Raw genomic sequence first — 23,116 nt, 5'->3', positions numbered from 1 at the left:
TGCTGGTATGCAAGCGCTGTGCGCACGCCGTCGGTGCAGTCTCACGCGCGGCGGCCGGCTTCGCAGGCAGAATCCACCGCGCAGCGACGCTGCACCAGCCCGATCACCGCGTGGAGACCTTTCGATGAGCGCTCATGAGTTGCCGGTTCGCGGTAGCCCGGAGGCCGCCGCCACTTTGCTGAGGCCGGTGGCTGCCGCGCTCGACGGGCTGGGCGTCGCGGTCTGCCTGTTCGACGAGAACGACGCCGTCCTGCTCTGGAACCGCAGTTTCCTGCGCTTCTTCCCCGAGCACGTGGGCCATATGCAGGCCGGCGAGCCGTACGCCGTCAATCTGCGCCGTTTCTACGAGGGGCGGCTGGACGCACGCGAGATGCCGTCGATCGAGCGCTACATCGCCGAAGGCCTGGCGCGGCACCACGCGCAGCAACGCCCCTTCGTCTTCGAGCACGAGGGCCGCTCGCTGTGCGTCGCGTCGCTGCCCTTGCCGGGCGTGGGGCGGATCCGGCTCTGGAAGGAAGAGGAGGCGGCCGAGCGCGGCAGTGAGGTGATCTCGGCGTTCGGCAGCCTGTCGGGCGCACCCGAGGTCGATGGCACGGCGCTGTTCGACCATGTGGCCGACGGCGTCATGGTGACCGGCAGCGACGACCGCATCCTGTGGGTCAACGAGCCCTTCGTCGCGATGTACGGGCTGCCGCACCGGCGTGCGGCGCACGGGCTGCGCTTTGCCGACGCCTATCACCAGGCCTGGGCCGAGAACCGCGGCGACGAGCGGGCGCTGTTCGAAGAGGGAATGGCCATCCTCGATGAAAACATGCGCTTTGCCGGGGCACCCTTCGAGCTGCCGCTGCCCGGCGCGCGCTGGAGCCGCGTGATCGCGCAGCGCAGCCCCGACGGCAAGGGCTTCTTCGCGCACGTCGACATCACGATGCTCAAGCGTCAGCAGCAGCAGTTGCTGGCGGCCGAGCGCCGCGCACGCGAGAGCGAGGCGCTGCTGCGGCAGAAGTCCGCGGTGCTCGAGGCCACGCTCGAGCGCATGGAGCAGGGCATCATGATGGTCAATGCCGAGCGGGTGGTCGAGGTGTGCAACCGACGCGCGATGGAACTGCTCGATCTGCCCGAGGCACTGATGGCCTCACGCCCCAGCTTCCAGCAGGTGCTGGACCACCAGATGGCCCAAGGCGAGTTCTCCGGCACGCCGGCGGACTTGCTGGACTTCATCCGTGCCGGCGGCATCCGCGACATCGTCGAGCGCTACGAGCGGCGTCGCCCCGACGGCAGCGTGATCGAGATCTTCAGCGTGCCCATCGAGGGCGGCGGCGTGGTGCGCACCTACACCGACATCACCGAGCGGCGCCGCAGCGAAGAGCGCATCCGCCACCTGGCGCGCCATGACGGCCTGACCGCGCTGGTCAACCGCGAGGCGTTTCTCGAGCACCTGAGCACGGCGACCGCCGCGGCCGCGCAGGGCGGCGAGGCCTTCGCGGTGCACTACATCGACATCGACCATTTCAAGCCGATCAACGACCGCTTCGGCCATGCCGTGGGCGACCAGGTGCTGATCGCGGTGGCCGAACGGATGCGACGGGTCACCGGCACGGACGAGGTGCTGGCCCGGCTCGGCGGCGACGAGTTCGCCGTGCTGCAGCACCGGGTCGGCGAGCCGGCCCCTGCACGGCAGTTGGCCGAGCGCATCCTGGCAGCGCTGGCCGAGCCGATGCAGATCGAGGGCCACGGCCTGTCGGTGGCGGCCTCGATCGGCATCGCCCTCTACCCGCACGCCGGGCGCGACCCCGACCTGCTGCTGCGCCACGCCGACAGCGCCATGTATGCCGCCAAGGCGCAGGGCGTGGCGGGCATCCGGGTCTTCGGCGAGTGCGTGACCGACGCTGATCCGGACCCCTCCGCCTGGATCAGCCCTTGAGCACGGCCTTGAGCGTGACTTCGGGCACGCCGGTCAGGGCTTTCGACAGCGGGCAGCCGGCCTTGGCGGCCGCGGCGATGGCCTGGAATTTCGCATCGTCGAGGCCGGGGACCGTCGCGTCGAGCTCCAGCGCGATGCGGTCGATCTTGAAGCCCGCGCCGTCCTTCGTCAGGCGGACCGCTGCACGCGTGTCGATGGCCGTCGCGGCCAGGCCCTCGGCTTCCAGCGCAAAGGCGAAAGCCATGGTGAAGCAGGCGGCGTGCGCCGCGCCCACGATTTCTTCCGGATTGGTGCCCTTGCGGTCGTCGCCGAAGCGGCTCGCGAAACCATAGGGGTAGTCTTTCAGCGCGCCGGTCTCGGTGCTGATCTGGCCCTGGCCGGTCTTGCCGGCACCTTCCCAGTGAACGCTTGCCTTCTTTTCTGCTGCCATGGGTACTCCTCGGGTGGTGGATGAAGACCCTCCTTTTAGAACCAAAGCGCGCGGCCGTCTGTCGGTGCGCAGGCCATCGACCGGCTTTCTTTTCGGGAACGAAGTCACCGTCGATGCGTCGCACAGGTGACCCGCGTCGGGGCTTCCCCGATGCAAGCGCGACGCGCCGCGTCGTAGGCTCTTGCCCTCAAATGGGAGACTTCATGGACCGTCCGCATCACAAGTTCTGGCCGCAGCGCCTGCCCCACGCCATCACCGTGCCCGCCACGTCGTTGTGGCACAACCTCGCGGTCTCGGCCGCACGTTACCCGGACAAGGCGGCGCTGGTGTTCTTCGGCCGGGAGCTGAGCTACCGCGAACTCGTGGCGCAGGCCGAGCGCCTGGCTGGCACCCTGCATGCGCTGGGCGTGCGGCGCGGCGACCGCGTGGTACTCGACATGCAGAACTGCCCGCAACTGGTCATCGCGCATTTCGCGATCCTTCGTGCCAATGCGGTGGTGGTGCCGGTCAACCCGATGAACCGGGCCGAGGAGCTCAAGCACTACATCGTCGACCCCGATGCCAAGGTGGCGATCACCACCGGCGACCTGGCGCCCGAACTGGCCAAGGCCAGCGATGCGCTCGAGCCCGCACAGCGCCTGGCGCACCTGATCGTCACCCAGTTCACCGACGCCTTCGATGCGGACGTGAGCGGCGACGAAGCCCCGGCACCGGCCTGGCGCGACTGGCTGCTCGCGCGCCACCCGTTGCCCGCACTGGCCAGCGGCAGCACGATGCACTGGCAGGACGCGCTGGAGGCGGGCCATCCGGTTCCCGAGCACGTGGTCGGCGCCAACGACATGGCGCTGCTGCCCTACACCAGCGGCACCACCGGCCTGCCCAAGGGCTGCGTGCACCACCATTCGAGCCTGATGCACAACGCGGTTGCCAGCCAGCTCTGGGGCTCGGTGTCGGGAGAGGCGACGGTGCTGGCCGTGATCCCGATGTTCCACATCACCGGCGTGGTGAGCATGATGCACACCGCCATCTTCTCGGGCGGCACGCTGGTCATCATGCCGCGCTGGGACCGCGAGGTGGCGGGCCGGCTGATCTCGCTGCGCAAGATCACCAGCTGGACCAACATCCCGACCATGGTGATCGACCTCATGAGCAGCCCCAACTTCGCGAGCTTCGACCTGCGCAGCCTGAACTACATCGGCGGCGGCGGCGCGGCCATGCCGCAGGCCGTGGCCCAGCGGCTGTTCGAGCAGTACGGCCTCAGGTACCAGGAAGGCTATGGCCTGACCGAGACCGCGGCCCCCTCGCATGCGCAGCCGGCCGACAACCCCAAGCAGCAGTGCCTGGGCATCCCGTTCATGAGCAGCGACTCGCGCGTGGTCGACCCCGACACCTTCAAGGAGCTGCCGGTCGGCGAGTCCGGCGAGATCATCACCTGCGGCCCCGAGGTGTTCCAGGGCTACTGGAAACGGCCCGACGCCACGGCCGCGGCGTTCATCGAGTTCGAGGGCAAGCGCTACTTCCGCACCGGCGACATGGGCCGGGTCGACGAGGACGGCTACTTCTTCATGACCGACCGGCTCAAGCGGATGATCAACGCCAGCGGCTTCAAGGTTTGGCCGGCCGAGGTCGAACTGCTGATGTTCAAGCACCCGGCGATCCAGGAAGCCTGCGTGATCGCCATGAAGGACGCCTACCGCGGCGAGTCGGTCAAGGCGGTGGTGGTGCTGCGCCCCAGCCACAAGGACACCACCGAGCAGGAAATCATCGACTGGTGCCGGGAAAACATGGCGGTCTACAAGACGCCGCGCCGGGTGCAGTTCGTCGATGCGCTGCCCAAGAGCGGCGCCGGCAAGGTGATGTGGCGGCTGCTGCAGGAGAAGGAGCCGGTCGAGCCGGCCGCGGCGGCCTGACAAAGGCGCACCGGGGGCAGGGCGCTACGACTCGCCCTTGCCCGCCACGTCCACATCGGCCACCACGCGCGCGTAGCGGCGGAAGCTCCAGTAGGCGCTGGCCCAGTCCATCAGCACGACCAGGCGGTTGCGGAAGCCGATCAGGAAATAGACGTGGGCGAACAGCCAGAACAACCACGCGAGCTTGCCGCTGAAGCGCAGCGGGCCGAAGGGCGTCTCCAGGTCGACCACGGCCGAATTGCGGCCGATGGTCGCGAGGTTGCCGTAGTCGCGGTAGCGGAAGGCCTCGGTCGGCTCGCCGGCCAGGCGGTGCAGCACATTGTCCGCGGCGGTCCGGCCCATCTGCTTGGCGCCGGGTGAGACGCCGGGCACGGGCTTTGGGTCCTTGCCGGGGGCGTGGCTCAGCGCGGCGGCCAGGTCGCCCACCACGCTGATCTCCGGGTGGCCGGCCAGGCTCAGGTCGGGCTCGACGCGGATGCGGCCGGCACGGTCGACCTCGGCGCCGATCGCGGTCGCCAGCAGCCGGCCCAGCGGCGAGGCCGCCACGCCCGCGGCCCAGACCACGCAGTGGGTGTCGATGCGCGCGGTGGCACCGTCGGCCCCCACGGCGATGTCGAGGCCGGTGGCGTCGATCGAGGTGACCCGTGCGTTCAGGCGCACCTTCACGCCCAGCCGCTCGAGCTGCTCCCGGGCCTTCTGGCTCAGGCCGTCGGGCATGGCCTGCAGCACCCGCGGCCCGCCTTCGATCAGCAGCACCTCGGCGCTGGCCGGGTCGATGCGGCGGAACTCGCCCGCCAGCGTGTGGCGCGCGATCTCGGCCAGCGTGCCGGCCATCTCGACCCCGGTCGGGCCGGCACCGATCACGGCGAAGGTCAGCAGCGCCCGCTGGCGCACCGGGTCGCTTTCCTTCTCCGCGGCCTCGAAGGACATCAGCACATGGCGCCGGATCTCGAAGGCATCGGCCAGCGTCTTGAGGCCGGGGGCGAAGCGGGCCCAGTGGTCGTTGCCGAAGTAGCTGTGCGTGGCGCCGGCCGCGACGATCAGGTGGTCGTAGGCGATGCACTGGCCGTCGCGCAGTTGCACCGTGCGCTCGGCCGGCCGTATGTCGGTCACTTCGCCCAGCAGCGTGGTGATGGAAGCCTGCCCGCGGAACAGCAGCCGCGTCGGCGCAGCGATCGATGGCGCGGCCAGGCCGGCGGTCGCCACCTGGTAGAGCAGGGGCTGGAACAGATGGTGGTTGGTCTTCTCGATCACCGTCACGTCGACCGCTTCGCGCTGCAGCCGTCGCGCGGCCTCGAGTCCGCCGAAACCACAGCCGACGATGAGGACATGGGGGCGGCGGGCAGAGGCAGTGGAATTCATGCAGGCATTATGGGCAACGCAAAATCCGCGGTGACGCGAGGCGGCGCGTACTTGTCCTACGGACGCATCGCAGCTGCATCGACTACAACGCCCGATGCGATCCCTGGAGTCCTCCCCATGAAGCTTTCCCGGCCGAGCACGCAGGCCCCCGACGTCTTGCGTGAGACCTTCCGTGCGGTGCGTGCCGCCAGCCTCGAGCTGGCAGCGCCCTTGTCGGCGGAGGACCAGTGCATCCAGTCGATGCCCGATGCCAGCCCGACCAAGTGGCACCTGGCCCACACCACCTGGTTCTTCGAGACGGTGCTGCTGCAGCCGCATGCGAGCGGTTATCGGCCTTTCGACCCGCGCTTCCAGTACCTGTTCAACTCCTACTACGAAGCGCTGGGCCCACGCCACCCGCGCCCGCAGCGCGGCCTGCTTACACGGCCCTCGGTCGACGAGGTGCACGCCTATCGCGCGCACGTCGATGCCGGTGTCGAGCGCTTGCTCGACACGGTGGATGCCGCGGCCTGGGACACGGTGGCGGCGGTGCTCACGCTGGGCCTGCACCACGAGCAGCAGCACCAGGAACTGCTGCTCACCGACATCCTGCATGCCTTGTCCTGCAACCCTTTGCTGCCGGCCTACCGTGCAGCGGGCGGTCCGGCCTTGCGCCTGGCCACCGTGGCGCCGGAGATGCGCTGGCGTGCCCAGCCCGGCGGCTCTGTCGAGATCGGGCACGAGGGCCAGGGCTTCGCCTTCGACAACGAGACGCCGCGCCACCGCGCGCTGCTGCGGCCCTACGCCATCGCCGACCGGCTGGTGAATTGCGGCGACTACGCCCAGTTCATTGCCGACGGCGGCTACCAGAGGCCCGAGCTGTGGCTGTCCGACGGCTGGGCGGCCGTGCAGTCCCAGGGCTGGCGCGCGCCGGCCTACTGGCTCGCGCCCGACGATCCGCGCCTGGGCCTTTCCGGCGGCGCGGCCGTGGGTTGGCAGATTTTCGGTTTGCATGGCGTGCGGCCGCTGGCGCACGAGGTGCCGGTGTCGCAACTGAGTTTCTACGAGGCGGCCGCGTATGCCGAATGGGCCGGCGCGCGGCTGCCCACCGAATTCGAGTGGGAGGCGTCCTGTGCCGACGCCGGCATGAACGAGATGACTGGCCATGTCTGGCAGTGGACGCGATCCTCCTACGACCCGTATCCCGGCTTCCGGCCCTTGCCGGGCGTGGCGGCCGAATACAACGGCAAGTTCATGGTCGGCCAGCTGGTGCTGCGTGGCGGCAGCGTGGCCACGCCCGCGGGCCACACCCGGCCCAGCTACCGCAACTTCTTCCCGCCGGCCGCACGCTGGCAGTTCTCGGGCCTGCGGCTCGCAAAGGATCTCTGATGCGCAATCCCGCGTCCTTTTCCGTCGATATGCCGCGCGGCGCCCCGTCTTCCGACCCGGCGCCCTTGTCCGAGTTCGGCCGCGAGATGCAGGCCGGCCTGTCGCGTCGACCACGCAGCGTGTCGCCCAAGTTTTTCTACGACGTCGAGGGCTCGGCGCTGTTCGACCGCATCTGTGACCTGCCCGAGTACTACCCGACGCGCACCGAACTGGGCATCCTGACCGACTGCGCGGCGGAGATCGCCGAACAGATCGGCCCGAACGCCGAGATCATCGAATTCGGGGCCGGTTCGCTGACCAAGGTGCGGCTGCTGCTGGACGCGCTCGAGACGCCGCGGCGTTATTTGCCCATCGACATCTCGGGCGAGCACCTCGAGGCGGCGGCCGAACGCCTGCGCGCCGACTACCCGCAACTCGTGGTGCAGCCCGTGGCGGCCGACTACACGATGCCGCTGGTGCTGCCGGCGCCTGGAGAAGGGGCAGGGCGGCGCGTGGGTTTCTTCCCGGGGTCGACCCTTGGGAACTTCACGCCGGACGAGGCCTTGAGCTTCCTGCAATTGGCTTCTCGGCTGTTGCGTGGCGGAGGCTTGCTGCTGGGCGTCGACCTGGTCAAGGATCCGGCGCTTTTGCACGCGGCTTACAACGATGCGCAAGGCGTGACGGCGGCCTTCAACCTGAACCTGCTGCGGCGCGCGAATGCCGAGCTGGGGGCCGATTTCGATCTCGAGGCCTTCCGTCACGCGGCCTTCTACAACGCGCCGTTGCAGCGGATCGAGATGCATCTCGTGAGTCGGTGTGCGCAGAGCGTTGTGTTGAATGGCGAAACCTTCGAGTTCGCGGAAGGGGAGACGCTGCATACCGAGCATTCGCACAAGTTCACGGTGGAGGGGTTGCGTTCTCTGGCTGTGCGGGCGGGGTTTCGTCCGGTGGCTGTTTGGACGGATCCGGAGAGGTTGTTCAGCGTGCATTGGCTTGCGGCCTAGCTAGGGTCTGGGGCCGGGTCTCGCCCCGGCGGGCGACTCACTTTCTTTTGCTTCGCCAAAAGAAAGTAAGCAAAGAAAAGGCGACCCTGCTGTCTGCGTCCCTCCGCTTCGCTGCGGGCAACCTGCGGTGCTCGCGGTTCGCGGGGTCTCGCTCGAACTCGCTTCGCTCAGACAATCGCGAGCCCTGATCCGCGAACCGCTGCGCTCCTCGGCGCAGACAGAAGGGATTTGGGAGCGGGAACCGAACGGGCCATCGCTTCGCTCGGCCACCAACGCATTGCAGGCGCGAGGCGCCTGCAATGCTGGTTTGGCTTTGGTTTTGCCGGGCCGAGCGAAGCGAAGGCCCGGGTGCTCTTCAAGCCCCTCTGGATGCGCTGAGGAGCGGAGCGTTTCGCGGATCAGGGCTCGCTCATGTTTGAGCGAAGCGAGTTCGAGCGAGACCCCGCGAAACGTGAGCACCGCAGGGTGCCCCGGAGCGAAGCGCAGGGGTCGCAGCCAGTGGGGTCGCCTTTCTTTTGCTTACTTTTCTTTGGCGAAGCAAAGAAAAGTGAGTCGCCCGCCGGGGCGAGACCCGGCCCCTCAACCCTCCATCGCCAACAAAGGCAGATTAAGCCCAGGAAAAGTATCAGGTCGCCACAGCGTCACAATATCAACCGCCCCGTAAGCAGCGCAACGGCCAGCGCCCGCAACCCTCCCTTAGAGACCAAGACCATGAAAGCAACCTGGAACGGCGTCACCATCGCCGAGAGCGACGACACCGTGCTCGTCGAAGGCAACCACTATTTCCCGATGAGTTCGCTCAACCGCGACTACGTGACCTTCAGCAACCACAAGACCACCTGCCCCTGGAAGGGCTCGGCGAGCTACTTCTCGCTGCTGGTCAACGGCGAACTGCATGCCGACGCCGCCTGGTACTACGTCGACCCCAAGCCCGAAGCCGAAGAGATCAAGGACCGTGTCGCCTTCTGGAAGGGCGTGAAGGTCGAGGCATGAGCACGGTGCGCAGTCGCACGAAAGCCGGCCGATGAGCGCCACCAGCTTCCAACCGCCCGCCACCTCGCCCTCCGAAGTCGCCGCCGCCCTGCGCACGCAAGGCTATGCCGTGCTGAGCCCGGAAGGCGTGGCCGAATGGCTGGGCCTGCCGCTGGCGGCACTCGATGCACTGCAGGCCGACTGGAACGATCTGCCGCCCGACGAATACCTCAAGGACGGTGGCCGCTACCGCCAGCGGCGCCACGCCTGCTTCGCGGTCGACGGCCCGTCGCTGGCGCCGGTGCCGCACCGTGCGCACTGGCAGCCGGTCGAATACAACGCGCTGCACGGCGGCATGCAGCGCTGGTTTGCGCAGATGCTTCCCGCGACCGTCGAGAGCCCGACCTGGCAGCGGCTGATGCTGCGCATCGCCGACGCGGCGAGCGATCTGCGCGGCGCGCAGCGCTGGTTCGTGGAAGCGCACCAGTTTCGCATCGACACCGCCGACGGCATCGGCCGGCCCACGCCGGAAGGCGCGCACCGCGACGGCGTCGACCTGGTCGCCGTGATGCTGGTGGGCCGCCAAGGTGTCAAGGGCGGCGAGACCCGCGTGTTCGAGGCCGATGGTCGGCGCGGCGAACGCTTCACCATGACCGAACCCTGGACGCTGCTGCTGCTCGACGATGCGCGTGTCATCCACGAATCGACGCCGATCCAGCCCCTGGCCGAAGGCGAGGCCGGCCACCGCGATACGCTGGTCGTGACCTGCCGCGCGGGCGCCTTCCAGGGCGACTGAGCACGACGCGGAAGGGCGCGGCCGGTCGCCGCGCCCGTCCTACAAGCCCGACCTCCGCACTCGGGTTAAATTGCAACCCCGGCTCCGCGCGAGCCAAGAACGCAGCGAGGGCATGCCATGTTCAATCACATCCTGGTTCCGATCGACGGTTCCGAAACATCGATGTACGCGGTCAGCAAGGCCAGCGGACTGGCGCTGGCCTTCGGCAGTCGCATCACGTTGATCCACGTGATCGACAACTACCCCTTCATCGGCGTCGGCGCCGACTATGCGCTGGGCCAGAACGAATACCTGGCCGCGGCCACCTCCAGCGCCAATGCGGCGCTGGCCCGTGGCGTGGCCGCCCTCGCGGCCGAAGGCCTGCACAGCGATCAGCGCGTGATCGACGGCCATGTGGTGCACGAAGGCATCGTCGACACCGCCAATGCGCTGGGCGTCGACCTCATCGTCATGGGATCGCACGGCCGGACCGGCATCGAGAAACTGCTCCTGGGCAGCGTGACGCAGCGCGTGCTGCAGGATTCGCGCGTGCCGGTGCTGGTGGTCAAGGGGAACTGAGCACAGGGCCCTTGCCGTCAAAAAGGCGCGGTACTTTCGAAACGCAGCGCCTGCCCATCGACCGGGTGACGGAGCTGCAGCACGCTGGCGTGCAGCATCAGCCGTGAGGCGCGTGCCTGCACCGCCGCATCGGCATACAGCGCATCGCCCAGGATCGGATGGCCGATCGACGCCAGGTGCACTCGCAACTGGTGCGTGCGGCCGGTGCGGGGCTCGAGCAGCAGCCGGCTCGCGCCCAGCGAGGGCAGGGGTTCCAGCACCCGCCAGCGCGTGACGCTGGGCTTGCCTTCGAGGTCGATCTTCTGCAGCGGGCGCCGCGGCCAGTCGGCCATCAGCGGTGCGTCGATCACCGACCAGTGCGGGTCCTCTGCCAGCACGCCATCGACGATGGCTTCGTAGCGTTTCCAGACCGCCTGTTCGGCAAAGGCATCGCCCAGTGCACGCTGCACGGCCGGGCTGCGCGCCATCAGCACCAGGCCGCTGGTCGCCATGTCGAGCCGATGCACCACCAGCGCCTCGGGCCAGCGCGCCTGGGCGCGCACGCTCAGGCAATCCTGCTTGTCCTCGCCCCGACCGGGCACGCACAGCAGGCCCGAGGGCTTGTCGAGCACCAGCAGGTGCGGGTCTTCGTGGACGAGCGTGAGGTCGGGTGGCAGGTCGAGCGGCAGCGAGGGTTTCATGGGCTGGGCTATTCTCGATCGAATGTCCGCCGCCGCTCCCGCCTCCGATGCCCCGTTTGCCCCGACCTTTTCCGACCTGACGCGCGAGCGGCCCTTCATGCGGCTGTGGGTGGCGCGGCTGTTCGGCACCGCCGCCAGCCAGATGCTGCTGGTCGCGATCGGCTGGCACATGTACGACCTGACCGGCAGCGCCTGGGACCTGGGCCTGGTCGGCCTCTACCAGTTCGTGCCCGCGCTGCTGCTCGCGCTCTATGCGGGCCATGTGGTCGACCGCCACCATCGGGGCCGCATCGTCGCGGCCTGCCTCGCATTGCAGGGCACCGTCGGCGCGGCGCTGCTGTGCGCGCACGTGCTGCACCACGATTCGCGTGCGCTGCTGCTGGGGTTGTCGGTGGTGCTGGGCGCGGTGCGCGCCTTCCAGATGCCGGCCCAGCAGGCGCTCACGCCGATGCTGGTGCCACCGCTGATGCTGCCGCGCGCCATGGCCTTCAGCTCGGCCGGCATGCAGGGCGCGGTCATCGGCGGCCCGGCGCTGGGCGGCCTGCTGTTCGCGGCCGGCACCGGCGTGGTCTACGGCGTCAGCGTGCTGCTGTTCGCGGTCGGCTGCGTGCTGGTGGCGCGTTTGCGCTATGTGCAGCCGGTGCGGGTGCGCGAACCGGTCACGCTGGCCACGGTGTTCGCCGGCGTCGACTTCATCTGGCGGCGCAAGCCGGTGCTGGGCGCGATCTCGCTCGACCTGTTCGCGGTGCTGCTGGGCGGCGCGGTGGCGCTGCTGCCGATCTTTGCCAAGGACATCCTGCACACCGGGCCCTGGGGCATGGGCCTGCTGCGCAGCGCGCCCGCGGTCGGTGCGCTGCTCACCTCGATCGTGCTCACGCGCCGTCCGATCGAGCGCCACATCGGCCGCACGCTGCTGGTCGCGGTGGGCGCCTTCGGTCTCTGCATGGTGGTGTTCGGCCTTTCGCGCAGCTTCACCGTCTCGCTGATCGTGCTGGCGATCTCGGGCGGCGCCGACATGGTCAACGTGGTGATCCGCCAGACGCTGGTGCAGCTCGAAACCCCCGACGACATGCGCGGGCGGGTCGGCGCGGTGAGTTCGATCTTCATCGGCGCGAGCAACCAGCTGGGGGAGTTCGAATCGGGCGCCACGGCCGCGCTGCTCGGGCCGGTGGGCTCGGTGGTGCTGGGCGGGGCCGGCACGATGGTGGTGGCGCTGGCCTGGTTCCGGCTGTTTCCGTCGCTGGCGAAGCGCGACCGGATGGTCTCCGCGCCACTGCGCTGACCTGCAGCGGATGCCTTCACCGGCCAGTGCGGTGATGCGGGTGAATTTGATCTGATTGATCTGAAGGCGTAAAATCTCATCAATCAGATCAAAGGAGCCGAAGCCATGGCCAAAGCCGCATCCGCCACGCTGCAGGGCGACCTGCTCTCCGTAGAGCCCTACCGCGACGCCTCGGGCCGACGCACGCCGGGCCGGACCTTCCTGCTCGAAGTCAAGGACGCCGCCAGCTCCAGCATGTTGCTGGCCTCCTTGTCGATGCTCGATCGGCTGCTGGTCGAGAAGATGACGACGGTGCGCGAGCGTCGGATGGCGGAGGTCGTCGATTTCATGGCCGAGCGGATGCTGGTGTCCAGCGCGGTCGAACTGGACATGGCCCGGCGGCTCGCCACCCGCCACGCGCGCGTGCTCAACGAGTTCGGCCACTTCACCGCAGAGCAGCTGGCGGATGCCAATGGCTCCCAGGCCGGCAATCGTTCCGCGCTGGCCGACAACTGGCGCAAGCGCCGGCAGGTGTTCACGGTGCCGCATCCGGACAAGACGGCGCGCGAGCGCGATGTCTATCCGGCCTTCCAGTTCGAGGCGCACAAGCCCATCAAGGCGGTGCACGAGGTGCTCGAGGCCTTCGGCGCGCACAAGGCGGCCTGGAAGCTGGCGCTGTGGTTCACGTCGAACAACGGCGGCCTGCCCGACAGCGCGCGGCCGGTCGATCTGCTGAGCACGAACCCGCAGGCCGTGGTCGCCGCCGCGCGACGCGACGCCGAGGGGAGCGCGGCTTGACCTGCCGCGCGCCAGTTGCTCCGCTGGATCCCCTGTTCGAGCACTGGCCCGCGGGCGACGTGATCCACGTCGTTCACGACACGGCCTTCGCGCCCGAGAGCTTCAACCCGGGTGCCGATGCCGCCGGCGTGCTGCGCAAGCCGACGCGCTTCGCGCCGATCCGCGACGCCAAGGGCAAGCTCGTGCCTTACCTGTACGGCGGTTCGACGCTGGACTGCGCCATCTTCGAGACGGTGTTCCACGATGTGCCTGTCGATGCGCCCGACAAGTTCGTGGACCTCGACTTCTTCGCCGCGAGGGGGCACGGCGAGCTGGTGCCGAACCGGGTGCTCCGGCTCGTGGACCTCACGAGTGAAGGGCTGCACCGCATGAAGGTGCCGAAGGAAGAATTGATCGCCAGTCCGTCGCGCGACTACCTGGCCACGGCAGCCTGGGCCGAGGCGCTGCACCATCGGTTCGCGGATATCGACGGGTTGATGTGGATGTCGCGCCAGCGCGACCGCGACCGCTCGGTCGTGTTGTTCGGCGACCGCGTCAAGGGCGTGCTCGCGGGCACGCGCCGCGGCGGGCCGCTCGCGCGCAACGACGGCTTGCGTCAGGCGATCCTTGCTGCAGGTTTGCGTGCGGGCATCGACGCGTCCTGAACCGAGGCGGCGATCATGAATCGCCGAACACCGAAAACGCCTGCGGCACCTCGAGCGTCACGTCCGACAGCGGCTGCGCCACGCAAGGCAGGATCCAGCCTTCGGTCTTTTCTTCGGCGCTCAGGCCGGGCCAGTCGATGGTGTGGCGCACCTGGCCGTCACGCAGCAGGCAGATGCAGGTGCGGCAGGTGCCGTTGCGGCACGAACTGGGCAGCGTGATGCCGGCTGCGTCGGCGGCGCGCAGCAGGGTCTGCTCGGGCTCGGCGTCGAATTCGAAACCGCCCGGCGCGATGCGCACTCGCATGCTCAGCGGGGCGCCGCGCCTTGCTGCTGCCGGCGCTGGTCGCGCAGCATGAACAGGTACAGGCTTTCGACCTTCTCGCGCGCCCACGGCGTCTTGCGCAGGAACTTGAGACTGGACGACACGCTCGGATCGCTCTCGAAGCAACGCAGCGGAATGCGCTCGTTCAAGCCGGGCCAACCGTACTCCGCCTGCAGCGCCACCACGATGGCCTCGAGCGTGAGGCCGTGCAGCGGATTGCGCGGCTGGGCCGCCGCGGTCGGCGGGACGGCGTCGTCGCTCACTTGTTCTTGAGCTTGCCGCGCGGGATGACCGCGGTGGTCACGGTACGGATCGGCTCGCTCGTGGCCGAGGAGATCGGCTTCGGTGGCGAGGTGTCTTTCTTGGGTTTCTTGGCCTCTTTGTTGGCGCGTTGCTGACCTTTGGCCATGGTGGACTCTCCGCAGAAAAATGGTTGATACGGCGGTGAGTTTAGCGGCGCGGCGACAATAGGCGGTTCCATCGAAGAACTCTGCATTCCATGTCCCACTACGAAGTCCGCCCCGCCACGATGCGCGATGCCAAAGCCATCGCCGAAGTCCACGCCGCCGCCGCCAAGGTCGCCTACACGGACATCCTGCCCGAAGAAGAATTGCGTGCGCTCGCGCCGGCCACCCGCGAAGCCAAGTGGCGCGAAGCCATCGAGTTCAGCGAGCCGCAGGTGCAGGTCGCGGTGCTGGGCGACGAAGTCGTCGGATTCGTCGGCTACGACCGTTCGCGCGACCCCAAGACGCCCTCGACCACCGGCGAGATCTGGGCCATCTACGTGCTGCCCGCGCACTGGGACAAGGGCGTCGGCGTCGCACTGTGGGACGCCGCCCGCGACGGCCTGGAAGAAGAGGGCTGTACCGTCGTCACCATCTGGGTGCCGCTGCGCAACGAACGCGCCATGCGCTTCCACGAGCTGGCCGGCTTCAAGCGCGAGATGAAAACCGCCAAGACCACGGCGCTCGGCACGGTCAAGATCGAAGAGATCCGCCTCAAGCGCGCGGTCTGACGACAGGGTCGCCAGGCCGGCGCGACACCGCGTAGGCCGGCGACCTTTTTTCGCGACGCTGTCGCATCCACAGGCTAAGCTCCAGGGCTTCACCCGCTTCCACCTCCCTCATGGCCGCCAGTCTCTTCCTCCTGCTCGACGACATCGCCACGGTGCTCGACGACGTGTCCATCCTCACCAAGGTGGCGGCCAAGAAGACGGCCGGCGTGCTGGGCGACGATCTGGCCCTCAATGCCCAGCAGGTTTCCGGCGTCAAGGCCGACCGCGAGCTGCCCGTGGTGTGGGCGGTGTGCAAGGGTTCCTTCGTCAACAAGGCGATCCTGGTACCGGCAGCGTTGCTCATCGGCAGCTTCCTGCCCTGGGCCATCACGCCGCTGCTGATGATCGGCGGGGCCTTCCTGTGCTTCGAAGGCGTCGAGAAGCTGGCCCACAAGTTCCTGCACAAGGACGAGCACGCCGCCGACGTCGCCCGCCACGTGCAAGCGGTGGCCGATCCTGCGGTCGACGTGGCAGCGGTCGAGAAGTCCAAGATCAAGGGCGCGATCCGCACCGACTTCATCCTGTCGGCCGAGATCATCGTGATCACGCTGGGCACGGTGGCGGGCCAGCCCTTCGGCACGCAGCTCAGCGTGCTGGTCGGCATCGCGCTGCTGATGACCATCGGCGTCTACGGCCTGGTCGCGGGCATCGTGAAGCTGGACGACGCCGGCCTCTATCTGAGCCAGCGCGCGGGCGCGGTCTCGCGGGCGCTGGGCCGCGGCATCCTGGCCTTCGCGCCCTGGCTCATGCGGGCGCTGTCGGTGGCCGGCACGGCCGCCATGTTCCTGGTCGGCGGCGGCATCCTGGTGCACGGCGTGCCGGCGCTCGGCCATGCGGTCGAGGCCTGGGCTGCCGCGAACGGCATGCTGGGCACGGTCGGCAGCATGCTCGTCAACGCGGGCATCGGCATCGTGGCCGGCGCGGTGGTGCTGGCGGTGGTCGAGGTGGCGAAGAAGGTCTTGAAGCGAGGCTAGTCGCCCCGGCCCTTGGCGCGCTGCACGAGCGCCACCGCGGTGAGCGCCGCGCCCAGCACGACGGCGAACCAGCCGACCACGACGGCCCCGGCGATCATGTCGCGCGTGCCGGAGGCCGGAAGAAAATAGGGAGCGACGATCACGGCCACGCCGATCAGCAGGCAGAGGATGCCGCGTTCGACCATGCGGGGTTGACGGGAGGGTTTGGAAGCCATGCGCCGAGTGTAGGGGGGGCGGTGGCCGGCCGGCCTCCTGCGCAGGCGAGAATCGACCCATGACACCTGCCGATCCGACCTCGAACCGACGCCCGCAGCGGCTGATCCTGGCCCTCGCGACCGTGCTGGCTTGCGCCGGCGCCGCGGCCCAGCCGGACCCGACGCAGTACCCGGCGGCGGCCGTGCGCTTTCTCGATGGCGAGCTGCCGAAGATGGAGGGCGCCGTGGCCGAGCGCGACCGCGACTACTTCGAGGCGGCCATGGGCCGCATCGTCTCGTTTTCCGAGGACTGGGGCTTCAAGTCGCACGCCAATCCGGCGCTGGCGAGCTACCGGATGTGCACCGACGCGGTGTCCGACTTCGTGATCGTCGGGCTTTGCAAGCTGATGCCCAACGGCAGCGAATGCGAGCCCGGGCTGGGGCCGCGCTTCGACGCGAACCTGCGGCAGTGCCGGCAGGCCGCGCGCCGCTGATCCTCAGGCCTTCTGCAGGCCTTGCAGGCTCTGCAGCATGACCGCGCGGGCCTGGCCCAGCACCATGCCCTTCCACTCGTCGTTGTCGCAGTAGAAGGCGTCGCGTACGTCGCGGCGGATCGCGCGCTGCAGCGCTTCGGGCGCCTCGGGATGGCGGCGCAGCCAGGTGTCGGCGCGCAGGCGGTCGAGCACTTCCAGATCGGGCAGGGTGCCGAACTCCAGGCCCATCAGCGCGGCGTCGGCCTGCGGGCATTCGTCGTAGACGATCGAGACCACCGGGCCGGTCACGTCGGCCGAGGCCGAGGTGCCGTCGAAGGGCGCGAACACGTCCGCACCCCACCAGGCCAGCGCTCGCTGCAGGCCGGCCGGACGGCCCGGGTAGATCTTCTCGCCGTGGCCGTAGGGGCCCAGGCCGGTGTGCACGTCGATCCACGCGATGTGCCGGGCCGCGGCGCCGTGCTTGCGCAGGATCGTGCGCATCGTGCGGTTGCTCCACGAGGGGCCGGTGCCGCCGTAGAACACGCCGTCGGGCGCGCTGTACTGGCCGGTGGTCACGGCGGCGCGGTAGGCGCGCATGCCGTGCTTCCCGATGTAGGCGGCAACGGCGGCCTGGGCTTCGGCGGTCGGCGGCCATTGCGCCGGCAGGATCAGCGGCTCGACCTCGGCGTAGGCGGCATTCACCGGCAGCGGCTGCGTGAAGTCGATGTGGTTGCGGTTGAGGTCGATGTTGTCTTCGTTGGTGCGGTGCAGGTGCGAGAAGCCGTGCGGGTTCACCGCATGCACCAGCAGCAGCGCCACGCCGGCGCGCTCGAGGCGGCCCAGCAGGTCGGCGTCGTGCAGCATCGCGACCTGGCAGCCCGAGCCGCAGAAGCCCTCGGGGCCGTGCGTGCCGGAGCTCACGAGCAGCAGCTTGTCGACGCTGGGTGCGCCGAGGTAGGCGGTGTCGGTGGACAGCGTCTCGCCCAGGGCGCCGGTGTGACCTTCGAGCAGGAAGGATTCGACGGTCGCCTGGCGTTCGGCCGCGGCCTCGAGGAACTTGCGGCGCGCCTCGACATAGGTGCCGGAGAAATGACGGGTGGCTTGGGTGCTGTGCATGAGCGTGTGTCCTTGTGCGGAAGAGGCAATCAGGCGGCCGCGGGGCGCGCGACCTTGTCGATGTCCTGGCCGGTGTGGTCCTTGAGGCTGTACAGGCCGATCAGCGAGACCAGCGTCATGGCCAGCAAGTACCAGGCCGGTGCCAGCTTGTTGCCGGTGGCGTTGAGCAGCCAGGTGCTGATGAAGGGCGAGAAGCCGCCGAACAGCGCCACGCCCACGCTGTAGACCAGCGACATGCCGCTGGCGCGCACGTGCTTGGGGAACATCTCGGGCAGCATCGTGATGCCGGGCACGCTCTGGATCACCAGCGTGATGCTCAGCAGCCCGACCACGGTGAACAGCACGGCGGGCGTCGGCGAGGCGTTGAGCCAATAGAAGCCCGGGTAGATCATCACCGCCAGGGCCAGCCGGCTCCAGAGGATCAGCGGCTTGCGGCCGACCTTGTCGGCCCACAGGCCCACCAGCGGCGCCAGCGTGAAGGACAGCAGCCCGGTCAGCGCCGCGCCGAACAGCGCGACCGGCGGCGCCATGCCGAGTTCGCGGATCGCGTAGGTCGGCATGTAGAAGCTCACGACGTAGGCGGCGGCGGTGCCGCCGACCATGGTCAGGACGGCGTTGAGCACCGTGCGGCCATGCAGGCGGCAGACTTCGCTGATGCTGCTTTCGCGCTTGGTGCCGGCCGGCGGCGGCGCTGCGATCTCCAGCGATTCCTCGAGGTGGCGGCGGATGTACATGCCGACCGGCGCGATGGCCAGGCCCAGCACGAAGGGCACGCGCCAGCCCCAGCTCTCCATCGCCTGCGGCGCGAGCGTGAAGGACAGCACGCCCACCACCACGGCGCCCAGCAGGATGCCCAGGCCCTGGCTCGCGAACTGCCAGCTCGCCATGTAGCCGCGGTTCTGCGGCGTGGCGTGTTCGACCAGCAGCGTGGTGGAGGCACCGACTTCACCGCCGGCCGAGAAGCCCTGGATCAGCCGGGCCAGCACGATCAGCAGCGGCGCGGCCACCCCGATCTGGGCGTAGGTGGGCGCGGCAGCGATCAGCAGGCAGCCCAGCGCCATCAGGAAGATGGTCAGCGTCATGGCCTTCTTGCGCCCGGCGCGGTCGGCATAGGCGCCGATCACGATGCCGCCCAGCGGCCGCATGATGAAGCCGACGCCGAAGCTCGCCACCGTCAGCAGCAGTTGGCCGTAGGCGTTGAAGGTCGGGAAGAAGAGCTTGCCGATGGTCAGGGCCAGGAAGCCGTAGACCGTGAAGTCGAAGAATTCGAGGGCGTTGCCGATGGTGGTGGCAACGATCGTCTTGCGACGGCCGGGCCGGGTGTGCGCAGGCGAGGAAGGCATTGGACTCCGAGTGTTGTTGGGCGCGGATGCTAGAGAGCACGAGCGCCCATGAAAAGACAATAATCGGGGCGAGACGATAACTTTTTGTTGTCATTGCCGGACACTTCCCCCCTTGAAACCCAACCAGCTTCATGCCTTCGTGGCCGTGGTCGAGCAGATGAGCATCCGCGGCGCGGCGCGCGTGCTGGGCCTGTCGCAGCCCGCCGTGACCAAGATCGTGCGCGAACTCGAGCGCGAGGTCGGCGCGCCGCTGGTCGAGCGCAGCGTGAAGGGCGTGCGGCTCACGCAGTTCGGCGAAGCCTTCGCGCCGCGGGCCCGGCTGCTGCTCGCGGACATGCGGCGCGCGCGTGACGAGATCGCGCAGATCCGCGACGGTGCGACCGGCACGGTGTCGGTCGCGGTCAGCACCTCCTTCGCGCTGACCGTGCTGCCCTCAGCCTTCAAGACCTTCCATGAACAGCTGCCGGCCGTCGAGGTGCGTTTCAGCGAGGCGGTGCTGCCCTCGATGCTCGACGGCCTGCGCGACGGCCGGCTCGATTTCGCGGTGGCGCATGTGGTGCCCGGCACGCTCGACCCGCAGTTCGAGAGCTTCGAGCTGTTCGCGGTACGGCTTTTCGTCGGCGTGCGCAAGCGCCATCCCCTGCGCCATGTGCGCACGCTCAAGGAATTGCACGACGCCGAATGGGTGCTGCCGGGCGACGGCGACCTGGGCCGCAACGCGGTGCTGCCGCTGTTCACGCCGCACGGCCTGGAGGCGCCGAGGCGGGTGATCCAGGGTCAGTCGGTGACCGTCGCGCTGGCGCTGGTCGGGCACATGGACCTGGTGGGCCTGTTCGTCGAACCGCTGGCGGAACTGGCTTTCTCGCAGCACGGCATCCGCCGGATCGAGATCGAGGACGTGCTGCCTACGCTGCGCGTGTGCGTGCTGCAGCGCCGTGGCAGGGCGCAGACGCCGGCAGCGCAGATTTTCGCCGAATGCATCGCGCAGGCCTCGGCGGCGCTCGACCTGCGGCCCGCCGAGGTCGTCTGAGCCCGCTGCCGTCGTTCGGGGCGCCGCGAGCGGGTCGCGGTTTCAACGTGCCGCAGCGTCGTCGCGCAGCCGCTGCGCCACGGCATCGACATCGCGCCGCTTGCGCACGGCCGCCAGCAGCACCGGGGCGCCGGAGGCCGCAGCGGCCACGGCGGTCGCCTTCCTGGGGCACAGGCCCAGGCAACTGCACGCGACCACGCGCCAGCGCACCGGCGTGTGGCCCACGGCTTTCTTCAGTTCGCCGCGCAATTCCTTGGCCTTGTGGCGGGTCGGGCCGCTGCTGCGCTCCTGGCAATCGCCGCAGACCATCAGCAGGCCACCGAACCTGGCCTTGACGAAGGGTTCGGCGTCGGCGAGGGGGACCAGGGGAGAGGGTGCATCGGACATGGCGGCTTTCGGGATTCGTGGGGTGTGCGCACAGGGTAGGGCGGTTGCGTGCGCTATCGTGTCGGCCTGTCACTCATTCCGCACCCCGCCATGTCGCTCGCGCCCATCGAAATCGAAACCGCCCCCGAACCCACCGCCACCGTCATCGTGATGCACGGGCTGGGCGCCGACGGCAACGACTTCGTGCCGATCGCGCGCGAGCTCGACCTGTCGGCCGTGGGCCCGGTGCGCTTCGTGTTCCCCAATGCGCCGGTGATGCCGGTGACGGTCAACGGCGGCTATCCGATGCCCGCCTGGTACGACATCTTCCAGGCCGACCTGGTGCGCCGCGAGGACGAGCCCGGCCTGCGTCGCTCGCGCGACAGCATCGAGGCGCTGATCGCCCACGAGAAGGCGCGCGGCATTCCCGCCAGCCGCATCGTGCTGGCCGGTTTCTCCCAGGGCTGCGCGATGGCGCTCATGGTCGGCTTGCGCCACGGCGAGCGCCTGGCCGGCATCGTCGGGCTCTCCGGTTACCTCCCGCTGGCCTCGACGCTGGCCGCCGAGCGCGCACCGGCCAACCAGGACACGCCGGTGTTCCTGGCGCACGGCAGGCAGGACGGCGTGGTGGTGCTGCCGCGTGCCGCCGAGACGCGCGAAGCGCTCAAGGATCTGGGCTATGCGGTGGAATGGCACGACTATCCGATGGCCCATTCGGTCTGCATGGAGGAGATCGCCGACCTCAACACTTTCCTGCTGCGCGTGCTGGCCTAGCAAAAAATCCGGGTTCGCGGGCGGCGCAGGACGAATGCCCGGCGGATTCCCCGTGCGAGCAGCCTGTACCGAGAAGTGCTACCTTCCAGCCCCACCAAAGACGGATGAGTGATAAGAACATGAGCAAATTGCAGGAGCGACTGGACGCGCTCTCGCCCGCGCGGCTCAAGGGCATGCGGCGCGGCATCGAGAAGGAGAGCCTGCGTGCGCGGGCGGATGGCCAGCTGGCGCTCACGCCGCATCCGTCGGCGCTGGGCTCGGCGCTGACGCATCCGCACATCACCACCGACTTCAGCGAATCGCAGCTGGAGCTGATCACCGGCGTGCACGCCGGCGTCGAGGCCGCGCTGGAGGAGCTCACGCAGGTGCATCAGTTCACCTACCGCGTGCTCGACGAACTGGGCGACGAGCGCATGTGGGTGTCGAGCATGCCCTGCGGCCTGCCCACCGACGAGACCATTCCCATCGGGCGCTACGGCAGCTCGAACGTCGGGCGCGCCAAGAGCGTCTACCGCATGGGCCTGAGCCACCGCTACGGCCGGCGCATGCAGACCATCTCGGGCATCCACTACAACTGGTCGCTGCCCGAGGTGTCGAGCGAGCAGTACTTCGGGCTGATCCGCAACTTCCGCCGCCACGCCTTTCTGCTGCTGTACCTGTTCGGCGCCTCGCCCGCGCTGTGTTCGACCTTCGTGGCCAACCGGCCGCACGAGCTCAAGCCCCTGGGCGACGGCAGCATGCACATGCCCTTCGGCACCTCGCTGCGCATGGGCCGTCTCGGCTACCAGAGCGAGGCGCAGGCGTCGCTGCAGGTGAGCTACAACAGCCTCGAGGGCTACGGCGCCTCGTTGCAGGATGCGCTCACGCGCCCCTGGCCCGCCTACGAAGCCATCGGCATCCAGAACCCCGGCGGCGACTACAACCAGCTGGGTACCACGCTGCTGCAGATCGAGAACGAGTTCTACGGCACCATTCGACCCAAGCGCGTGATCTACCCGGGCGAGCGCCCGCTGCATGCGCTGCGCGAGCGTGGCGTCGAGTACGTCGAGGTGCGTCTGATGGACCTCGACCCCTTCGTGCCGGTCGGCATCACGGCCCAGACCATCCGCTTCCTCGATGTGTTCCTGCTGCACTGTCTGCTGTCCGACAGCCCCGACGACACGCCGCAGGAGATCGCCGAACTCGCGCACAACCAGCACCTCACGGCCGCCCGCGGCCGCGAGCCCGGACTGCAGCTGCTGCGCGGCGGGCAGGAAGTCGCGCTGACCGAATGGGGCGCCGAGCTGGTGGCGCAGTGCGCACCCATCGCCGCGGCGCTCGATGCAGCGCACGGCGGCTCGGCCTATGCCGACGCGGTGCACGCGGCGGTCAACGGCCTGCGCGATCCGCACAGCCTGCCGTCGGCCCGCGTGCTCGCGGCCATGGCGGCCGAGCACGGCAATTCCTTCACCTCCTTCGTGCGTGCGCAGTCGGAGGCCACACGCCAGGCCTTGCTCACACAGCCGTTTGCCAGGGAAGACCAGGCACGTTTCGCGCAGGAAAGCGCGGACTCGATCGGTGCGCAGAAGGACATCGAGGCGGCGGACACGATGCCCTTCGAGGTCTATCGGCAGCAGTACGTCTCGCCGGCCCGGCTCGGGCTGGGCGAACGTGCGCGACGCGCCCTCACGGCCTGAACACCGACCGGGCCCGGGCCGTTGGCGCACGGTTCCCGTAGGCATCGGACTACCCGCATTGGCCGGACTGGCTCACCGTCCGACGGCAGCGTGGCGCGATGATGGATCGCA

The 23,116-nt window shown here is 69.0% G+C and carries 26 protein-coding genes; 16 read left to right on the top strand and 10 right to left on the bottom strand.

Annotated elements, in window-relative coordinates:
• Positions 1-124 precede the first annotated feature (124 nt).
• Positions 125-1,921, top strand: a complete 1,797-nt coding sequence (locus ACSFBC_RS04385; protein ID WP_435509075.1) for a PAS-domain containing protein — start codon at positions 125-127, stop codon at positions 1,919-1,921.
• Here the strand turns inward: ACSFBC_RS04385 and ACSFBC_RS04380 are convergent.
• Positions 1,911-2,351 carry an OsmC family peroxiredoxin gene (locus ACSFBC_RS04380; RefSeq protein WP_435509074.1) on the bottom strand — a complete coding sequence of 147 codons (441 nt, stop codon included), beginning with the start codon at positions 2,349-2,351 and terminating at the stop codon, positions 1,911-1,913. The genes ACSFBC_RS04385 and ACSFBC_RS04380 overlap by 11 nt on opposite strands.
• Positions 2,352-2,554: 203 nt before the next feature.
• On the opposite strand from ACSFBC_RS04380, the gene ACSFBC_RS04375 reads away from it, so the two are divergent.
• Positions 2,555-4,261, top strand: a complete 1,707-nt coding sequence (locus ACSFBC_RS04375) for a long-chain fatty acid--CoA ligase (RefSeq protein ID WP_435509073.1) — start codon at positions 2,555-2,557, stop codon at positions 4,259-4,261.
• Between the two features lie 24 nt (positions 4,262-4,285).
• On the opposite strand, the gene ACSFBC_RS04370 is transcribed toward ACSFBC_RS04375, so the two are convergent.
• The gene (locus ACSFBC_RS04370) at positions 4,286-5,623 is read right to left on the bottom strand and encodes an NAD(P)/FAD-dependent oxidoreductase (RefSeq protein WP_435509072.1); all 1,338 of its coding nucleotides are present in this window, start codon (positions 5,621-5,623) and stop codon (positions 4,286-4,288) included.
• A 117-nt stretch (positions 5,624-5,740) separates the two neighbouring features.
• On the opposite strand from ACSFBC_RS04370, the gene egtB reads away from it, so the two are divergent.
• The 5 genes from egtB to ACSFBC_RS04345 all read left to right on the top strand — a co-directional run bounded on the left by egtB (position 5,741) and on the right by ACSFBC_RS04345 (position 10,300).
• Positions 5,741-6,991: an ergothioneine biosynthesis protein EgtB gene (gene egtB, locus ACSFBC_RS04365; RefSeq protein ID WP_435509071.1), complete on the top strand. Its 1,251-nt coding sequence runs from the start codon at positions 5,741-5,743 to the stop codon at positions 6,989-6,991.
• Complete coding sequence (gene egtD, locus ACSFBC_RS04360) at positions 6,991-7,974, top strand: L-histidine N(alpha)-methyltransferase (RefSeq protein ID WP_435509070.1); 984 nt, start codon at positions 6,991-6,993, stop codon at positions 7,972-7,974. Before egtB ends, egtD begins: the two co-directional genes overlap by 1 nt.
• 711 nt (positions 7,975-8,685) lie before the next feature.
• Positions 8,686-8,967: a DUF427 domain-containing protein gene (locus tag ACSFBC_RS04355; RefSeq protein ID WP_435509069.1), complete on the top strand. Its 282-nt coding sequence runs from the start codon at positions 8,686-8,688 to the stop codon at positions 8,965-8,967.
• 31 nt (positions 8,968-8,998) lie between these two features.
• Positions 8,999-9,742, top strand: coding sequence for a 2OG-Fe dioxygenase family protein (locus ACSFBC_RS04350; RefSeq protein WP_435509068.1), 744 nt, complete (start codon positions 8,999-9,001; stop codon positions 9,740-9,742).
• Positions 9,743-9,859: 117 nt separating this feature from the next.
• Positions 9,860-10,300 (top strand): universal stress protein, encoded by a 441-nt coding sequence (locus ACSFBC_RS04345; protein ID WP_435509067.1) that lies wholly within the window; start codon positions 9,860-9,862, stop codon positions 10,298-10,300.
• A 17-nt stretch (positions 10,301-10,317) separates the two neighbouring features.
• On the opposite strand, the gene ACSFBC_RS04340 is transcribed toward ACSFBC_RS04345, so the two are convergent.
• Complete coding sequence (locus ACSFBC_RS04340; protein WP_435509066.1) at positions 10,318-10,980, bottom strand: RluA family pseudouridine synthase; 663 nt, start codon at positions 10,978-10,980, stop codon at positions 10,318-10,320.
• A gap of 97 nt (positions 10,981-11,077) precedes the next feature.
• Between ACSFBC_RS04340 and ACSFBC_RS04335 the strand changes: the two genes are divergently transcribed.
• The 3 genes from ACSFBC_RS04335 to ACSFBC_RS04325 all read left to right on the top strand — a co-directional run bounded on the left by ACSFBC_RS04335 (position 11,078) and on the right by ACSFBC_RS04325 (position 13,683).
• The gene (locus tag ACSFBC_RS04335; protein ID WP_435509263.1) at positions 11,078-12,262 is read left to right on the top strand and encodes an MFS transporter; all 1,185 of its coding nucleotides are present in this window, start codon (positions 11,078-11,080) and stop codon (positions 12,260-12,262) included.
• A gap of 105 nt (positions 12,263-12,367) precedes the next feature.
• The gene (locus ACSFBC_RS04330) at positions 12,368-13,039 is read left to right on the top strand and encodes a hypothetical protein (RefSeq protein WP_435509065.1); all 672 of its coding nucleotides are present in this window, start codon (positions 12,368-12,370) and stop codon (positions 13,037-13,039) included.
• The gene (locus ACSFBC_RS04325) at positions 13,036-13,683 is read left to right on the top strand and encodes an RES family NAD+ phosphorylase (RefSeq protein ID WP_435509064.1); all 648 of its coding nucleotides are present in this window, start codon (positions 13,036-13,038) and stop codon (positions 13,681-13,683) included. Before ACSFBC_RS04330 ends, ACSFBC_RS04325 begins: the two co-directional genes overlap by 4 nt.
• 13 nt (positions 13,684-13,696) lie before the next feature.
• Here ACSFBC_RS04325 and ACSFBC_RS04320 read toward each other — a convergent pair whose 3' ends face one another.
• The 3 genes from ACSFBC_RS04320 to ACSFBC_RS04310 are packed head-to-tail and all read right to left on the bottom strand — an operon-like array spanning position 13,697 to position 14,414.
• Positions 13,697-13,987 (bottom strand): 2Fe-2S iron-sulfur cluster-binding protein, encoded by a 291-nt coding sequence (locus ACSFBC_RS04320; RefSeq protein ID WP_435509063.1) that lies wholly within the window; start codon positions 13,985-13,987, stop codon positions 13,697-13,699.
• A gap of 2 nt (positions 13,988-13,989) precedes the next feature.
• Entirely contained in the window at positions 13,990-14,268 is a 279-nt protein-coding gene (locus ACSFBC_RS04315; RefSeq protein WP_435509062.1) for a VF530 family protein, read from the bottom strand.
• Positions 14,265-14,414, bottom strand: coding sequence for a hypothetical protein (locus tag ACSFBC_RS04310; protein ID WP_219211758.1), 150 nt, complete (start codon positions 14,412-14,414; stop codon positions 14,265-14,267). The genes ACSFBC_RS04315 and ACSFBC_RS04310 overlap by 4 nt, the downstream gene beginning before the upstream one ends.
• 90 nt (positions 14,415-14,504) lie before the next feature.
• Here ACSFBC_RS04310 and ACSFBC_RS04305 point away from each other — a divergent pair, with 90 nt between their 5' ends.
• Complete coding sequence (locus ACSFBC_RS04305) at positions 14,505-15,020, top strand: GNAT family N-acetyltransferase (RefSeq protein ID WP_435509061.1); 516 nt, start codon at positions 14,505-14,507, stop codon at positions 15,018-15,020.
• Positions 15,021-15,130: 110 nt separating this feature from the next.
• The gene (locus tag ACSFBC_RS04300) at positions 15,131-16,033 is read left to right on the top strand and encodes a DUF808 domain-containing protein (protein ID WP_435509060.1); all 903 of its coding nucleotides are present in this window, start codon (positions 15,131-15,133) and stop codon (positions 16,031-16,033) included.
• Here ACSFBC_RS04300 and ACSFBC_RS04295 read toward each other — a convergent pair.
• Positions 16,030-16,248 carry a hypothetical protein gene (locus ACSFBC_RS04295; RefSeq protein ID WP_435509059.1) on the bottom strand — a complete coding sequence of 73 codons (219 nt, stop codon included), beginning with the start codon at positions 16,246-16,248 and terminating at the stop codon, positions 16,030-16,032. The genes ACSFBC_RS04300 and ACSFBC_RS04295 overlap by 4 nt on opposite strands.
• A 59-nt stretch (positions 16,249-16,307) precedes the next feature.
• Here ACSFBC_RS04295 and ACSFBC_RS04290 point away from each other — a divergent pair, with 59 nt between their 5' ends.
• A complete protein-coding gene (locus tag ACSFBC_RS04290) occupies positions 16,308-16,721 on the top strand; it encodes a hypothetical protein (protein ID WP_435509058.1) in 414 nt (137 codons plus the stop codon).
• Between the two features lie 3 nt (positions 16,722-16,724).
• Here the strand turns inward: ACSFBC_RS04290 and ACSFBC_RS04285 are convergent, their stop codons facing one another.
• Both ACSFBC_RS04285 and ACSFBC_RS04280 read right to left on the bottom strand, forming a co-directional pair.
• Positions 16,725-17,816: a M14 family metallopeptidase gene (locus tag ACSFBC_RS04285; protein ID WP_435509057.1), complete on the bottom strand. Its 1,092-nt coding sequence runs from the start codon at positions 17,814-17,816 to the stop codon at positions 16,725-16,727.
• A 29-nt stretch (positions 17,817-17,845) separates the two neighbouring features.
• The gene (locus ACSFBC_RS04280) at positions 17,846-19,159 is read right to left on the bottom strand and encodes an MFS transporter (RefSeq protein ID WP_435509056.1); all 1,314 of its coding nucleotides are present in this window, start codon (positions 19,157-19,159) and stop codon (positions 17,846-17,848) included.
• A gap of 112 nt (positions 19,160-19,271) precedes the next feature.
• On the opposite strand from ACSFBC_RS04280, the gene ACSFBC_RS04275 reads away from it, so the two are divergent.
• Positions 19,272-20,189: a LysR substrate-binding domain-containing protein gene (locus tag ACSFBC_RS04275; RefSeq protein ID WP_435509055.1), complete on the top strand. Its 918-nt coding sequence runs from the start codon at positions 19,272-19,274 to the stop codon at positions 20,187-20,189.
• A 42-nt stretch (positions 20,190-20,231) separates the two neighbouring features.
• On the opposite strand, the gene ACSFBC_RS04270 is transcribed toward ACSFBC_RS04275, so the two are convergent.
• Entirely contained in the window at positions 20,232-20,576 is a 345-nt protein-coding gene (locus tag ACSFBC_RS04270) for a hypothetical protein (protein WP_435509054.1), read from the bottom strand.
• A 90-nt stretch (positions 20,577-20,666) separates the two neighbouring features.
• Between ACSFBC_RS04270 and ACSFBC_RS04265 the strand changes: the two genes are divergently transcribed.
• Both ACSFBC_RS04265 and gshA read left to right on the top strand, forming a co-directional pair.
• Positions 20,667-21,329, top strand: coding sequence for an alpha/beta hydrolase (locus ACSFBC_RS04265; RefSeq protein ID WP_435509053.1), 663 nt, complete (start codon positions 20,667-20,669; stop codon positions 21,327-21,329).
• 119 nt (positions 21,330-21,448) lie between these two features.
• Entirely contained in the window at positions 21,449-23,005 is a 1,557-nt protein-coding gene (gene gshA / locus ACSFBC_RS04260) for a glutamate--cysteine ligase (RefSeq protein ID WP_435509052.1), read from the top strand.
• Positions 23,006-23,116: the final 111 nt, after the last annotated feature.

This window comes from Variovorax frigidus, assembly GCF_051216515.1.
Classification (GTDB): Bacteria; Pseudomonadota; Gammaproteobacteria; order Burkholderiales; family Burkholderiaceae_C; genus Variovorax.
This window is presented reverse-complemented; position numbering and strand designations above follow the sequence as displayed.